Origin of the sequence: Morganella morganii (assembly GCF_019242955.1) — a bacterium.
GTDB classification, from domain to species: domain Bacteria; phylum Pseudomonadota; class Gammaproteobacteria; order Enterobacterales; family Enterobacteriaceae; genus Morganella; species Morganella sibonii.
The window spans coordinates 153,332-167,389 of the sequence record NZ_CP066129.1; the positions used below are offsets into that span (position 1 = coordinate 153,332).

10 protein-coding genes are annotated in these 14,058 nt (G+C 48.6%); 5 read left to right on the plus strand and 5 right to left on the minus strand.

Annotation, left to right across the window (positions count from 1 at the left end):
* Positions 1-62 precede the first annotated feature (62 nt).
* Complete coding sequence (gene proP, locus JC793_RS00665) at positions 63-1,565, minus strand: glycine betaine/L-proline transporter ProP (protein WP_046895038.1); 1,503 nt, start codon at positions 1,563-1,565, stop codon at positions 63-65.
* Between the two features lie 1,230 nt (positions 1,566-2,795).
* Here proP and JC793_RS00670 point away from each other — a divergent pair.
* Both JC793_RS00670 and JC793_RS00675 read left to right on the plus strand, forming a co-directional pair.
* Positions 2,796-3,107, plus strand: coding sequence for a helix-turn-helix domain-containing protein (locus JC793_RS00670; protein WP_046895037.1), 312 nt, complete (start codon positions 2,796-2,798; stop codon positions 3,105-3,107).
* 210 nt (positions 3,108-3,317) lie between these two features.
* Positions 3,318-4,295 (plus strand): LysR substrate-binding domain-containing protein, encoded by a 978-nt coding sequence (locus JC793_RS00675; protein WP_046895036.1) that lies wholly within the window; start codon positions 3,318-3,320, stop codon positions 4,293-4,295.
* Positions 4,296-4,373: 78 nt separating this feature from the next.
* Here the strand turns inward: JC793_RS00675 and JC793_RS00680 are convergent, their stop codons facing one another.
* A complete protein-coding gene (locus JC793_RS00680) occupies positions 4,374-5,552 on the minus strand; it encodes a M20 metallopeptidase family protein (protein WP_218427158.1) in 1,179 nt (392 codons plus the stop codon).
* Between the two features lie 678 nt (positions 5,553-6,230).
* Here JC793_RS00680 and poxB point away from each other — a divergent pair.
* Positions 6,231-7,952, plus strand: a complete 1,722-nt coding sequence (gene poxB / locus JC793_RS00685; RefSeq protein WP_218427160.1) for a ubiquinone-dependent pyruvate dehydrogenase — start codon at positions 6,231-6,233, stop codon at positions 7,950-7,952.
* Between the two features lie 44 nt (positions 7,953-7,996).
* Here the strand turns inward: poxB and JC793_RS00690 are convergent, their stop codons facing one another.
* Entirely contained in the window at positions 7,997-8,908 is a 912-nt protein-coding gene (locus tag JC793_RS00690; protein ID WP_166706817.1) for a DNA-3-methyladenine glycosylase 2, read from the minus strand.
* Between the two features lie 347 nt (positions 8,909-9,255).
* Between JC793_RS00690 and JC793_RS00695 the strand changes: the two genes are divergently transcribed.
* Together JC793_RS00695 and JC793_RS00700 are read left to right on the plus strand one after the other, a co-directional pair.
* Complete coding sequence (locus tag JC793_RS00695) at positions 9,256-10,686, plus strand: DUF4026 domain-containing protein (protein ID WP_166706818.1); 1,431 nt, start codon at positions 9,256-9,258, stop codon at positions 10,684-10,686.
* Positions 10,687-10,902: 216 nt separating this feature from the next.
* On the plus strand, positions 10,903-11,535 hold the full coding sequence (locus JC793_RS00700) for a LysE family translocator (RefSeq protein ID WP_046895088.1): 633 nt from the start codon (positions 10,903-10,905) through the stop codon (positions 11,533-11,535).
* Positions 11,536-11,584: 49 nt separating this feature from the next.
* On the opposite strand, the gene glpD is transcribed toward JC793_RS00700, so the two are convergent.
* Positions 11,585-13,072 carry a glycerol-3-phosphate dehydrogenase gene (glpD, locus tag JC793_RS00705; RefSeq protein ID WP_218427162.1) on the minus strand — a complete coding sequence of 496 codons (1,488 nt, stop codon included), beginning with the start codon at positions 13,070-13,072 and terminating at the stop codon, positions 11,585-11,587.
* Between the two features lie 216 nt (positions 13,073-13,288).
* Positions 13,289-14,047 carry a DeoR/GlpR family transcriptional regulator gene (locus tag JC793_RS00710; protein ID WP_046895030.1) on the minus strand — a complete coding sequence of 253 codons (759 nt, stop codon included), beginning with the start codon at positions 14,045-14,047 and terminating at the stop codon, positions 13,289-13,291.
* Positions 14,048-14,058 lie beyond the last annotated feature (11 nt).

A 14,058-nucleotide genomic window follows, 5' to 3' on the forward strand; every position in this document is an offset into this window, starting at 1 on the left:
TCTTACCTCCCGCATAAACAATAAAAAAGCCCGCGTCCGGAGAGGCGGGCCTGAGCAGGACATCAGTCCAGCTTCGGATGCTGATCAATCAGTGACTGACGACGTTTTTGCAACGCGGTAATCTCCTCATCAATCGCCTCAATCTTGTGTTCAATATTATCGTAATGCTCCAGTAAAATCTCTTTGGCTTCCGCCCGGTCTGATGCCGCCGGTGTGGCACCGCGTAGCGGTTTGTTGGCGGTTTCTTTCATCACAATCGCAGTGATCATCCCGATAACCGCAATTACCATCAGATAGTAAGCCGGCATATACAGGTTATTGGTAACCTCGACCAGCCAGGCTGCGGCTGTCGGCGTGGCACCCGCAATCAGCACGGAAATATTGAATGAGATAGCCAGTGCACTGTAGCGGATTTTTGTCGGGAAGATGGCCGGCAAAATAGATGCCATCACGCCGGTAAAGCAGTTCAGCAGAACCGCCAGGATCAGCAACCCTAAGAAAATCAGTCCGATAACATCGCTATTAATCAGCATAAATGCCGGGATAGCAAGGAAAAATAACCCGATACTGCCCGCGAGAACAAACGGTTTACGGCCGATGCGGTCACTCATCATTCCGATCAGCGGCTGTACAAACAGCATACCAATCATGATCGCGATAATAATCAGCACACCGTGATCCGCGCTGTAATTCAGGTTATGCGACAGATAGCTCGGCATATAGGTCAGCAGCATGTAATACGTGACGTTGGTGGCAATGACCAGTCCGACACAGATCATCAGACCCTTTCCGTATTGTGAGGCAATGCTGCGCAGTGAAACCCGTGGCTTATCTTCGCCGGTTTCAGGGTTGGCACTTTTCATATCCTCAACATGTTGCTGGAAAGCCGGTGTTTCTTCCAGGGCATGACGCAGATACAGGCCGATGACGCCCAGCGGCAGTGCCAGGAAGAACGGGATACGCCAGCCCCACTCATGGAATGCTGCTTCGCCGAGAATACTGGAGATCAGAACCACCACACCGGCACCGCAGACGAAACCGGCAATTGAGCCGAAGTCCAGCCAGCTGCCCATAAATCCGCGTTTACGATCCGGTGAATATTCCGCTACAAAGATAGCTGCACCGGAATACTCACCGCCCACGGAGAAACCCTGAGCCAGTTTTGCCAGCAGCAGCAGAACCGGTGCCCAGATCCCGATACTTTCATAAGACGGAATCAGACCGATACAGAAGGTACTGATGGCCATAATAATGATGGTGACGGAAAGGACTTTCTGGCGGCCGAATTTATCGCCCATGATGCCGAAAAATACCCCGCCCAGCGGACGCACCAGAAACGGTACGGAGAACGTGGCTAACGCCGCGATCATCTGTATACCCGGGGAGGCGGAAGGGAAGAAGACCTGACCCAGCACATACGCCAGGAAGCCGTAGACCCCGAAGTCAAACCACTCCATGGCATTACCCAGTGAGGCAGCGGTGATAGCTTTCTTTAATTTTCCATCATCAATAATAGTAATATCATTGATATTTAAAGGTTTTTGTTTTGTTTTCTTGCGTCTCATCGTTGTATCCTTTTGTTTTATGACGGGGATTCACGTGACTGAGATTCACTCAAACCCACAACGACTTTTTGTATGATAGTGAATTCATCGGTAGCAGAAGATGTTTAATACTAAATTGGTAAGTATAAATACGTAATTTTTCCCGTATTCATGTTTCCCGTTAAATAGATTGATTAATCAGTATAGCGGCGCTAACGGCAGACGGCACAGGAAACCGCAGACAGGATAGGGAGAATAGGAAAGTTGTGCGTTGTAATAACCAAAAAAAGTACCTTTGTTTTGAAACGAGGTCACCTAATTTAGCATAAATCGTATTTTTTGTAAAATTAACGGTTTTTTGTACTGAATTTAATTGCTGATTTGGCATTTAACGTCTTACTGTCACTAAATATTCAGCGTTATTTTTTTCTGAAAAATCAACGGAAAGGCGGTTTTTTTTGAAAAAGCTCATCCTGAACTGATGTTTTCAGGGCGATTTTATTGCATTAAAAGTGTAATCAGGGGTATCTAAATCCGATGTATTTAAAATTATTAGTGAAATGATAGTGCCGATGGTTTAAATATAAGCAAAATATAAGGCGAATTCAGAAAACAAACAATGTTATCAGTATGTTTCATCTTATTTCTCAATTTTCTGTATGTGTTTTTCTGAAGGTGGTGCTGCTGGTCATTAATGCATAATAACAGCCATCAATGATTTCTTTACGTAATTATAAGATAAACTTTGGAATTATATGCTGAATATGAGTTTCATGAAGTGATATCTGTCAATGGCAATTTGAGAAAGACATAAATGTTTCAAGATATATCGTTTTTTTTCCATTTAATTGTGGTTTCTTACTCCATTAAAGCTAAATAATTACTATTTTATGCCAATGATGAGTCATTTTATTTTTAGTGGTTTATACCTAGTCCAAGGGTGATGGCGAAGGTAAATATACTATAATACATAGGGTTATAACTCTTTCGTGCACCGAATAATTCTTTTTTTACAATCCGTTAAGTGAAGGAAAGGCAGGTTTCAATTTAGTAAATGAATATGTAATATATGTTTCAACATGTGTACTTTGCTGGTTTGTAATAAGTACAATCATGCGGAAGTTAAAACAACAACAAAGAGTAAAACTTTGTGAATATCAATTGGTCCACTTTCTTTAATAAACGCATATTTTTGTTAGTTACCGGAGAGGAATCCGGTGATTATCACAGCCATATGTGAGGGATAGCGACATGACCAAAGCAAAAAACTCGATCGCGCGTGCAGTCGGGCAAAAAATTCAGGTGTTACGAAAAGATCACGGTATTACAGCAGCAAGACTGGCTGAAATGATTGAAATCAGCCAGCAGCAGATGTCACGTTATGAACGTGGTGTAAATCGTGTGGATGTGGATTGTTTAGTCCGTATTGCGGATATCTTTGAAGTACCGGTTGGCTGGTTCTTCACCGGAATTGAAGGCCGGAGTAAACGCGACAGCGGAAATGAACGGGAATCCTGGAAAGCAGAAACCGTTATTTTGCCGGTCGAATCCGAACTGATGTAATGTTGTGATATTGAGTGATACTGAATCTCATCTCAAAAATCCGTTATTAGCCTGCTAATAACGGATACCGCATTTTGCGGGACGTGTTTATTTATTCGTCACCTGCCTTGTGCTATCATCCTGATACACAGCATGTTGTATTACTCTTATAACCCTGTTTCTTAATAATTTTAGTATTTTTAATCCGTTTTATTACTGGATAAATAAGCAATGAACATTAATCAGCTCAAAAGTTTTGTTGAGGTGGTCAGGAGTGACTTTAATATCACGAATGCTGCCGAGAAGCTGTATACCTCACAGCCAACAGTGAGTAAACAGCTCAAAATTCTTGAAGATGAACTGAACGTTTCTTTATTCAACCGGAAAAATAATAACTTATTATCGCTCAGTCCGATTGGTGAAGAAGTTCATCGTGTTGCCTGCGATATTCTTGCGCAGTTTGATAAAATTAAAAGTCTGGTTTCACATGAAGATACCACGACAAAACAGAATCTCCGTATTGCCACCACGCACACACAAATCCGCTATAAATTACCGAAGGTAATCGAACGCTTTAATGCGCGTTATCCGAATATTTCGCTGCATTTTCATCAGGGAGCACCGGCACAGCTGGCAGAAATGGTGAAAAACGGGGATGTGGATTTTGCGATCGCCACGGAGTCCCTGCATCTTTATGATGATTTACTGACGTTGCCCTGCTATCAGTGGTCCCGCAGTGCGATTGTGCCGCATGATCACCCGCTGGCACAACATGAGCAGCTGACGATTCAGGAACTGGCGCATTATCCGCTGATTACTTATGTATTCGGATTTACCGGCCGTTCCAAGCTGGATCAGGTATTTTATCAGAATCACCTGACGCCGAATGTGGTATTAACCGCCGTCGATACAGAAATTATTAAATTTTATGTCAAGCGCGGAACGGGCGTCGGTGTTATTTCATCCGTGGCATTTGATCCGGCAGAAGACAGTGATTCACTGCGCTGTATTAATATCGGTAATCTGGTGAAACCGAGCTATACCCATATTTGTATCAGCCGTCATACACATCTGAAGGATTATATGTATGACTTTATTTCCTGTTATGCGCCGCATCTTGACCTGAATTATATTCACCAGCCGGAACAGTGGCTGCCGGTTGATCAGAAAGCCCGTGATCAGTTGTACCGCGCATTACCTGAACTCTGATTTTTCTGTATTTCTGACAAAAAAAGCCCGGCAACATCAGTTACCGGGCTTTGCATTTGCTGTGTGTTATCTTTTTTTTTACCGGGTGGCAATATTAATAAAGATTTGCGCACCGATCAGCAGGCAATCGTCATCAACAAAATACGGATTGGCATGCAGATAGTTATTAATTCCTTTGGCTTTATTACCGCTGCCGAGGAAATACATGGCACCCAGTTTATCTTTGGTGGCATTAATCATATAGCTGAAATCTTCGCTGCCGGTCATCGGCTTACCGTTTGAATCAATATTTTCAGCCGGTAAGAAAGCGGCTGCCGCGTTTTTAATCACGTCTGCTGCCTGCGGATGGTTAATCACGGCCGGATAGCCACAGGCTTCCAGTGTGGTTTTAAAACCACCGGCTTCACTGCGGGCAACAATTTCTTTAAAGCTGGCTTTTAAGATCTTATCGGTTTCTTCATCCATAGAACGGATGGTGCCGCGTGCCTGCACGTAATCAGCCAGTGCATTCGGAATAGTACCGCCGTTGATCATACCGCAGCCGAAAACGGCCGGGCTGAAAGGATCGGTTTTCTTGGCGACGATATAATCCATGTAATCAATGATGCGGGTCGCTTCGCGGATAGCATCCAGTCCTTTGTGCGGCGTGGAGCCGTGCGCGGAAACGCCGTGTACGTCCAGCGTCCAGGCGGAGCCGTAAGAGGACATCACCCCGGCGTTAAACCGGATACAGCCGGTTTCAATTGCCGCGTCGTTATGCAGGCCGTAGACTTCATCCACGCCATTCATACAGCCCATTTCCACCATTTTATCCGCACCCGGCACACGCATATCTTCTTCTGCCATCTGGAAGATAAAACGGACGTTGTGGGTCAGCTCATCACGGTGTTCGCTGAGGTATTTTGCCGCCGTCAGGGCGATGGTCATATGGGTGTCATGGCCGCAGTTGTGGGCACAACCCTCGTGTACGGAACTGTGTTCGTTGCAGGTCATATCCGGCATTTCCAGGCCGTCGATATCGGTGCGGTAAGCAATCAGCCGGTATGCCGGGTTCACGGTCAGTTCAGCTGTAAAGCCGGTGTAACCTTCAAACTGACGGATGGTGTAACCGAAGCTTTCCATCAGTTCGCGGCAGTATTTTGAGGTTTTATATTCTTCACCGGACAGCTCAGGGATTTTATGTAAATCCTGGCGCGTTTTCTTGCTGAACGCCTCAAGCGCAAAGAGTTTTTCACTGATATTGTATTTGTTGGTCATTACATTTACCCCGTAACTGAAACCGGTTTGTGTGCTGATAAAGAATCCCTGATGTAAGCGCGGGTATGACCGGAAACCGGTCATACCACAGCGCCAGCGCAACATGAGTACATTTTATTTTTACGAAAAGAATCTGCCTTCCGGAACCGGCGGGTTTCTGTCAGCAGTTGTTTTCGTTATTATTTGCAGGAGGGATTTTAACGTCAGTATTAAAAAAACGAGCGTGACGGAGATCGTGTTTATATCATATCAGTATTTCATGGTGCATGAATAATAACGATGATGTCTGTGTTGATATAATATTATATCGATACAGTTTCATTATTTAATTTATGTTTATCAATGAGTTAATTTAATTTTCTATTTACGCTGATTTTATGTTTATTCCGGATGGAATATAAATTCATTCTCCGAAATAAAGATAATATAAATATTATTAAACAGAAATTAAGAGAAGTGTACTTATATATCATTGCGGCTGGTTTTGTATTATTCCGCCGAATCTCCGGCAATATCCTGAATTAGTACTGAAAATTTACCTTATTACTGGTGGTTTTATCTGCGGCAAGCCCGGGCTACACTGAATTGACAGGATAAACACACAGAGCAGTCGGGCATTGTTCTGTGCAGCACCTTATTGCGAATCAGATTTATCACCAGTATGAGGGAAGATTTACGATGAAGCAGACTGTAGCGGGTTATATCGCAAAAATGTTGGCGGATGCAGGAATCAACCGTATCTGGGGTGTCACAGGCGACTCACTGAACGGGTTGAGTGACAGCTTACGTAAACTGGGCAGCATTGAATGGATGGGCACCCGGCATGAAGAAGTGGCCGCGTTTGCCGCCGGGGCGGAAGCGCATCTGACCGGTAAACTGGCGGTATGCGCCGGTTCCTGCGGGCCGGGTAACCTTCACCTGATCAACGGATTATTTGATTGCCAGCGCAACCGCGTGCCGGTGCTGGCAATTGCCGCGCATATTCCTTCCGGCGAAATCGGCAGCCACTACTTCCAGGAAACTCATCCGCAGGAGCTGTTCCGCGAGTGCAGCGTCTATTGTGAGCTGGTTTCCAATCCGGAACAGATCCAGCAGGTGCTCGGTATTGCCATGCGCAAGGCGATTCTGGAACGCGGCGTGGCCGTGGTGGTCATTCCGGGGGATGTGGCGTTAAGACCGGCTCCGGAATCGGCCCGCAATGTCTGGTATGAGCCGTCGCTGCCGCTGGTCATGCCGCAGCGGGATGAGCTGATGAAACTGGCGGATGCCCTTAACGGCGCGAAAAATATCACACTGATGTGCGGGGCCGGATGTGCCGGGGCACATGATGAGGTTATCAAGCTGGCGGAAACCCTGAAAGCGCCGGTGGTGCATGCGCTGCGCGGGAAAGAGCATATTGAGTATGATAACCCGTACAGTGTCGGGATGACCGGGCTTATCGGTTTCTCCTCCGGTTATTATGCGATGGAGAACGCAGATACCCTGGTGCTGCTCGGCACGCACTTCCCGTACCGCGCGTTTTATCCGGCCAAAGCAAAAATTATTCAGGTGGATATCAATCCGGGCAGCCTCGGCGCGCACTGCGCGGTGGATATGGCGGTTATCGGGGATATCAAAGCCACACTTAATGCCATTCAGCCGCGTTTACAGGCCAAAGAGGATCGCACCCATCTGGATGCGGCACTGAAACACTATCAGACCGCCCGCAGTGACCTCGATGCACTGGCAACCGCAAGCAAACGGGAACTGATCCACCCGCAGTATCTGGCGAAAAAAATCAGCGAACTGGCGGATGACGATACCGTTTTCACCTGTGATGTGGGCACGCCGACGGTCTGGGCGGCACGTTATCTCACTATGAACGGCAAACGGCGGCTGATTGGGTCCTTTAACCACGGCTCGATGGCAAATGCCATGGCGCAGGCTATCGGCGCTCAGGCACTTGATCGCAAACGTCAGGTGGTGGCAATGTGCGGTGACGGCGGGTTCAGTATGCTGATGGGGGATTTTATTTCCCTGGCACAGATGCAGTTGCCGGTGAAAATTGTCATCTTTAACAACAGTGTACTGGGATTTGTTGCGATGGAGATGAAAGCAGGCGGTTACCTGACTGACGGAACTGATCTCCATAACCCGGATTTTGCTGCGATGGCCAATGCCATGGGGATCAAAGGAATACGGGTTGAAGACAGCGAATCACTGGATGATGCACTGAAAACCGCATTTGCCCATGACGGCCCGGTTCTGGTGGATGTGGTGACCGCCAAACAGGAACTGGCCATGCCGCCGGAAATTAAGTTTGAACAGGCCAAAGGCTTCAGTCTGTATATGCTGCGTGCGATTATTAACGGGCGCGGTGATGAGATTGTGGAGCTGGCAAAAACCAACTGGCTGCGCTGAGTCAGCAGAGAGGAAAAATGCCGCATGTGCGGCATTTTTTTTGCTCAGTACCCGGCGGCGGATTCCTGCCGCCACAGATGCGCCGCTATCAGTGCCCGCCAGGGGGCAAAATCCGCCAGCCACGCCTGAGTTTCATCCGCGGTTATCTTCTCATCCCGCATCAGCAGGCGCTGCAGATTGCGCCGCACCGCAACATCACCGTGCAGTGAGCCGTTCAGATAGTTAAATCCGCGCAGCAGGGCATAACTGACGGTCCAGGTACCGATACCTTTAATGGCGGTCAGAGAGGCGGAAACTGTATCCGCATTATCCGGCGTCACCACGTCAGGCAGCATCAGTTTCCCGCTTGCCAGCTGTTCGCTCAGTGCCAGCAGCGCATGGGCTTTACCGGCAGAAAAACCGCAGCTGCGCAGTCCGTCAAAATCGGTCTGTAAAATATGTGCCGCATCCGGGTAGCACAACAGCCCGGAGGAGTGGCGCAGACTGATATGCTGAATCAGGCGGCGGCGGATGGATATCGCGGCCTGTACACTGATTTGTTGTCCGATAATCGCCCAGTTAATCGCTTCAAACGGTGTGGCGGACTGGTAGATCCTCAAACCTTTCTGCCGCCGGATCAGCGGCCCGGCCAGCGGGTGATCCTGATATTGTGCCTCAAATTCTTCAACCGGCTGGATCAGACCGAGCATATGCCGGGCGAGATGATGCATCCGCGCCCCGTCTTCCGGCAGAATGGCCGGGCCGTCAGTACTGAGGGTGACGCCGGCTTCCCCGGCGCGGATGTCAAGTGTCAGTAAAGCAGGATGGCCGTGCAGGCAAATACCTTTCATCACCCGGTTTTCTGTGACCTGTTCAGCCACATGGTGGTTATCACGTAAATGAAATGCGAGAAAATCCGCGGTATGATAGGGCTCCGGTAACGGAACAGTAATCGTTAACTTTTTGTTATTTATCAACTTCTCATACCTCAGATCGGTGCGGTCAACTGATCGGATTATAGCCGTTTTTGCTTCCGGCCGTATAATTTTGGCCAAAATATCTGTTTACAGAATAATAGGTGGATTATTCTGAATGAAAGACACATGCGAAGTATGGTACTTATACGTATGAACAAATGAGTTTAATTTCAGCACATTCATTTTTTACAGTACTTCGTTTGGCATAACCGGGACAAAAGCAGAGGTTATTGTTGCCACAATGAATATAATTGACGCCCGAAGTTCTTATGTCCCCCGGAAGGAGTGTTCCGCCGGAGACTATTACAGCACAGCAGCACAACTCAGAGCGGATAAAGGCATTACCGATGGATATAAAACAATATTACCTTGAGGTTGCGGAAGGTAAAGGTAAGAGGATGACGTCGGAGGTAGTGGCATTCCCTCCCTCGCGGCTTAACCTCGCAGAGTTAGAAGAGCGTCTGGCATCACAAACCTTTTTCACACAGGGTGATATTGAATACGCAGAACATGATGAAAACAGCTTTTATTACAGCTGTCATTATGGCGATGAAGAACTGCTGTTTCTGGTGTCGCTGGCCCCGCGGGCACCGGAACTGGAGATCAATCCTTACTATTCAACGGACCCGCTTTCTGCCGCACTGCTGGCTGAAGTTAACCAGACCGTGCAGGACATTTATGTTGAGTGCCTTTTGCAGAATGACGTACTGAAGAGTTACCGGCATCAGCTGAAAATGGTACAAATTCTGGTGCCGGATTTACTGCTGGGTATTGATATTTCAGCAGCCGGACGCGGATTTACCCGTGAGTGGCTCAATTTTCAGCTGGAAAATGACGTGCAGCTGAACATCGAGTCTCTGTATACCATTCATGCTATCTATGACACGGAAAATACCCCGCCGACCATGTACTGGTTCCATACACACGGCCTGCTGCGCTGCGGTATCCCCGAAGTGGAACTCTTGCTGCCGCATACCATTAATGCGTACTACGGCATTCCTGATCTGCTGCGCAGTTTTATCGGACAGAGCCTCAATGAAGGCAAAGTACTGTTCAATGAGCCTATGTTGTGCGGACAGACTGAAAAACAGCTGGAATATATTGTGGCGCTGCCTTACCAGGAAGGTATTCGTCAGATCAACAAAAATACGCCAATCGACCAGCTGAAATCATTGGAAGATATTGATTATTCTCACGATAATATGCCGGAAAATGAGTTTCTTGGTGATCGCGGCGACCGTGATGATCAGCATGACCATCCGTCCTGCATGTTGTTCCGGGTGAATGAAAGTTCGCCGGAGTTACAGACATTTTTCCGTGGTTTCGACGATGATGCCGCCATCATGTTTTATCGCCCGAACAGTGAAACTCACGAAATGGCGGTAAAAGCCCGGCTGCGCTGGCACTATTTTGCCCAGATGTTTACAGAGTACGGGCAGCCGGAGGCCAAAGTGAAAAAAGGTCTGTTCGGCGGGTTATTCGGCAAAAAAGCCCGTGATGATGAGGACGAAAATCCGTGGGTGTTTATGGTCAAATGCGGTATTCCGTACGGGGATGAGGATGACCTGGAACACATGTGGTTTATCCCGGAAACCCTCGATAATGATGTCTTTACCGGTAAACTGATTAACCATCCGTTCTATGTGAAAGAGATGGAAGAGGGCGGTGTGTATCCGCTGAATACCGCGATGCTCACCGACTGGAATATCTATTTTTCCGGTGAGAAATATACCCCGGACACGATCTATCAGCTTCTCAGCCCGGCACAGGTGCACTGAGAACAACCGGTCCGGAAAAGCGCTGAAAAGCGCTTTTTTTGTGTCTGCTGTTTTGTGCAGTAACCCACGTTATTAATACATACTAAATTATGTTGTTGCTGCTTTTTTTTTGTTCCGGCTATAATCAATGATCACCTGTTCATGGTGGTTACATATCCTGAAAAAACAATAAATTACATTATTATTTGTTATGCATTATCTGTTATGGAGTGCATTATGCCTGATATTACGTCATTGTTTGCATTTGCTCTGGTTGCGCTGGGAATGGTATTAACGCCGGGCCCTAATATGATTTATCTGATCTCCCGTTCACTCTGTCAGGGAAAGCGGGCGGGATATATTTCTCTTGCGGGTGTCGGTCTGGCATTTATTTTTTATATGCTGAGTGCGGCGTTCGGGATCACGGCTCTCTTTCTGGCAGTTCCTTATGCTTATGATGTCCTGCGTATCGCAGGTGCATTATATCTGCTTTATCTGGCCTGGCAGGCAGTAAAACCCGGCGGCCGCTCTGCATTTTCAGTACGGGAACTGCCGGAAGATAAGCCCAAAAAACTGTTCACGATGGGGTTTCTGACCAGTATTGCGAACCCGAAAGTGGCAGTGATGTATCTGTCGCTGCTGCCGCAGTTTATTGTGCCGGGACACGGCAGTGTGCTGGTGCAGTCTCTGGCGCTCGGAACAACTCAAATTATGATCAGCCTGACAGTAAACGGACTGATTGTTCTGATGGCGGGATCGGTTTCTGTATTCATGACAGGCCGCCCGTTCTGGCAGGTTGTGCAGCGCTGGCTGATGGGAACGGTACTGGCCGGACTGGCTGTCCGGATGGCACTGGAATCCCGGCGCTGAGGTCATAAAAAAAACAGACCGGCTTTGTGAGCCGGTCTGTGTTGTTACCTTACTGTTCTTCCCGGCGGAGCCACTGCTCCACCTGACGCTGTTCTTCCTGTGTAAGCCACATCCCCAGCTTGGTTCTGCGCCAGAGTGCGTCTTCTGCGGTGATCACCCATTCGTGCTGTACCAGATAGCGCAGTTCGGCTTCATACAGGTTATGGCCGAATAACTGTCCGAGGTCGTTGAGGGACTGTGCATCACCGATGATTTTTTCTGTCTGACTGCCGTAGGTACGGGCAAGGCGCAGCGCCAGTCCGTTCGGCAGCCATGACCAGCGTCCGGTGAGTGTCCGTGCATAGTCGTCGCGGCTCAGGCCGTTGAGTTCACCGCCTGTCAGTACCGCCTGTTTTGTCCATGCTTTCCCGGCCTGCGGATAGTAGGCCGCCAGTTTATCCAGTGCGTGTTCGCCCAGCTTGCGGTAAGTCGTGAGTTTCCCGCCAAAAACCGACAGCAGTGGTGTCTGCCCGTTATCATCATGCAGGTCGAGCGTGTAATCGCGGGTGATTGCCTGCGGTGAATCCGATTCATCATCACACAGCGGACGGACGCCGGAGTATGTCCAGCGGATATCGTCGCGGGTCAGGGTTTTTCGGAAGTGGTCGTTATAGACATCCAGCAGATAATTAATTTCGTTATCATCGATTTTAACGTCTGCCGGATCACCGTGATATTCCACGTCGGTGGTGCCGATAATGGAAAATTCATCCATCCACGGGATAACAAACACAATACGGTGATCTTCGTTTTGCAGAATATAGGCCTGCGGCTCGTCATGCGCACGCGGTACCACAATATGGCTGCCTTTGATAAGACGGATACCGTAAGGGGATTTGAGCTGTAACCCGTCATCAAAGAAGGTTTTCACCCACGGCCCGGCGGCATTGACCAGTCCTTTTGCCTGCCAGCGCAGCGTCTCGCCGGTCAGGACATTCTCCGCTTCCACCTGCCATAAGCCGTTTTCGCGCCATGCGCGGGTGACTTTTGTCCGTGTACGGACTTCGCCGCCCTGACGCACAACTTCCTGTGCATTCAGCACCACCAGACGGGCGTCATCCACCCAGCAGTCGGAGTATTCGAATCCTTTTTTAAATTCTGCTTTCAGCGGGGAGGCATTGCTGAACGTCAGGCCGCGGCTGCCCGGCAATGTGGTACGTTTGCCGAGATGGTCATACAGAAACAGCCCGGCGCGGATCATCCATGCCGGACGCAGATGTGGCTGATGCGGCAGGCGGAAACGCATCGGAAAGGCGATATGCGGTGCCATTTTTAACAATACTTCACGTTCAGCCAGCGCTTCGCTCACCAAACGAAACTCATAATGTTCGAGATAGCGCAATCCGCCGTGGATCAGTTTTGAACTGGCCGATGAGGTGGCACAGGCCAGATCCCGGGCTTCCAGCATCAGTACTGATAACCCGCGTCCGGCAGCATCAGCGGCAATTCCCGCGCCGTTGATTCCGCCCCCGATAACGATCAAATCTTTCGTTTCCATCCTCACTCCCGCATGACCATATTTGTTCTTTAATGTTCGTTATCGCTCATAATAGTTCAATGTGAACGATATTCCAACATTCAGGACATAAAAAAACGTTCTCCGTGACACGGATAACAATTTGTTAGCATATCCATACAAAAAGTAATGAATTAAGGCAGAGGAGAAAAGAGGGTGAAATACCGCGCCACCGGGCAGTGACGCGGGCGGAGAAAATCAGCAGACTTCGAGCTGTACCTGCTGCTCACCGAGAATTTTGATGATACTTTCCGGCGGGCGTTTGTCCGTAAACAGGCAATCAATCAGCCCCATATTTCCGAGGTTAACCATGGCGTTACGGCCGAATTTGGAATGGTCGGTAACGAGCATCACACAGCGGGAGTTTTCAATAATCGCCCGTTTGGTGCGGACTTCGTGATAATCAAATTCCAGCAGGGAGCCGTCAGTATCAATGCCGCTGATCCCGAGGATACCGAAATCCAGGCGGAACTGAGAGATAAAATCGAGCGTGGCTTCGCCGACAATTCCGCCGTCGCGGGAACGGACTTCGCCGCCGGCCAGGATCAGACGGAAATCGTCTTTTGCCATCAGCAGGGTGGCGACATTCAGGTTATTGGTGACGATACGCAGATTTTTGTGTTCCAGCAGTTCATGCGCAACGGCTTCCGGCGTGGTGCCGATATCAATAAACAGTGTGGCGCCATCCGGGATCAGTGCCGCGACGCGGCGCGCAATCCGGCGTTTTTCATCCGACCACATGCTTTTCCGTTCATGATACGCGGCATTCACCGAGCTGGATGGTTGCGCCGCCCCGCCGTGGTGACGGTGAATTTTATTCTGTTCCGCCAGCTCATTGAGATCACGGCGGATGGTCTGCGGGCTGACCTTAAAGTATTCGACCAGCTCTTCTGTGCTGACATAGCCCTGTTTACTGACTAACTCAACGATAGCATCGTGACGCTGTGTTTGTTTCACAAAATCCCCCG

Bases quoted from the DNA above. Each gene is read 5' to 3' on its own strand.
- JC793_RS00670 (WP_046895037.1), top strand. From the start codon at position 2,796: ATGACCAAAGCAAAAAACTCGATCGCGCGTGCAGTCGGGCAAAAAATT.
- JC793_RS00700 (WP_046895088.1), top strand. From the start codon at position 10,903: ATGCCTGATATTACGTCATTGTTTGCATTTGCTCTGGTTGCGCTGGGA.
- proP (WP_046895038.1), bottom strand. From the start codon at position 1,565: ATGAGACGCAAGAAAACAAAACAAAAACCTTTAAATATCAATGATATT.
- JC793_RS00680 (WP_218427158.1), bottom strand. From the start codon at position 5,552: ATGACCAACAAATACAATATCAGTGAAAAACTCTTTGCGCTTGAGGCG.
- JC793_RS00675 (WP_046895036.1), top strand. From the start codon at position 3,318: ATGAACATTAATCAGCTCAAAAGTTTTGTTGAGGTGGTCAGGAGTGAC.
- JC793_RS00695 (WP_166706818.1), top strand. From the start codon at position 9,256: ATGGATATAAAACAATATTACCTTGAGGTTGCGGAAGGTAAAGGTAAG.
- glpD (WP_218427162.1), bottom strand. From the start codon at position 13,072: ATGGAAACGAAAGATTTGATCGTTATCGGGGGCGGAATCAACGGCGCG.
- poxB (WP_218427160.1), top strand. From the start codon at position 6,231: ATGAAGCAGACTGTAGCGGGTTATATCGCAAAAATGTTGGCGGATGCA.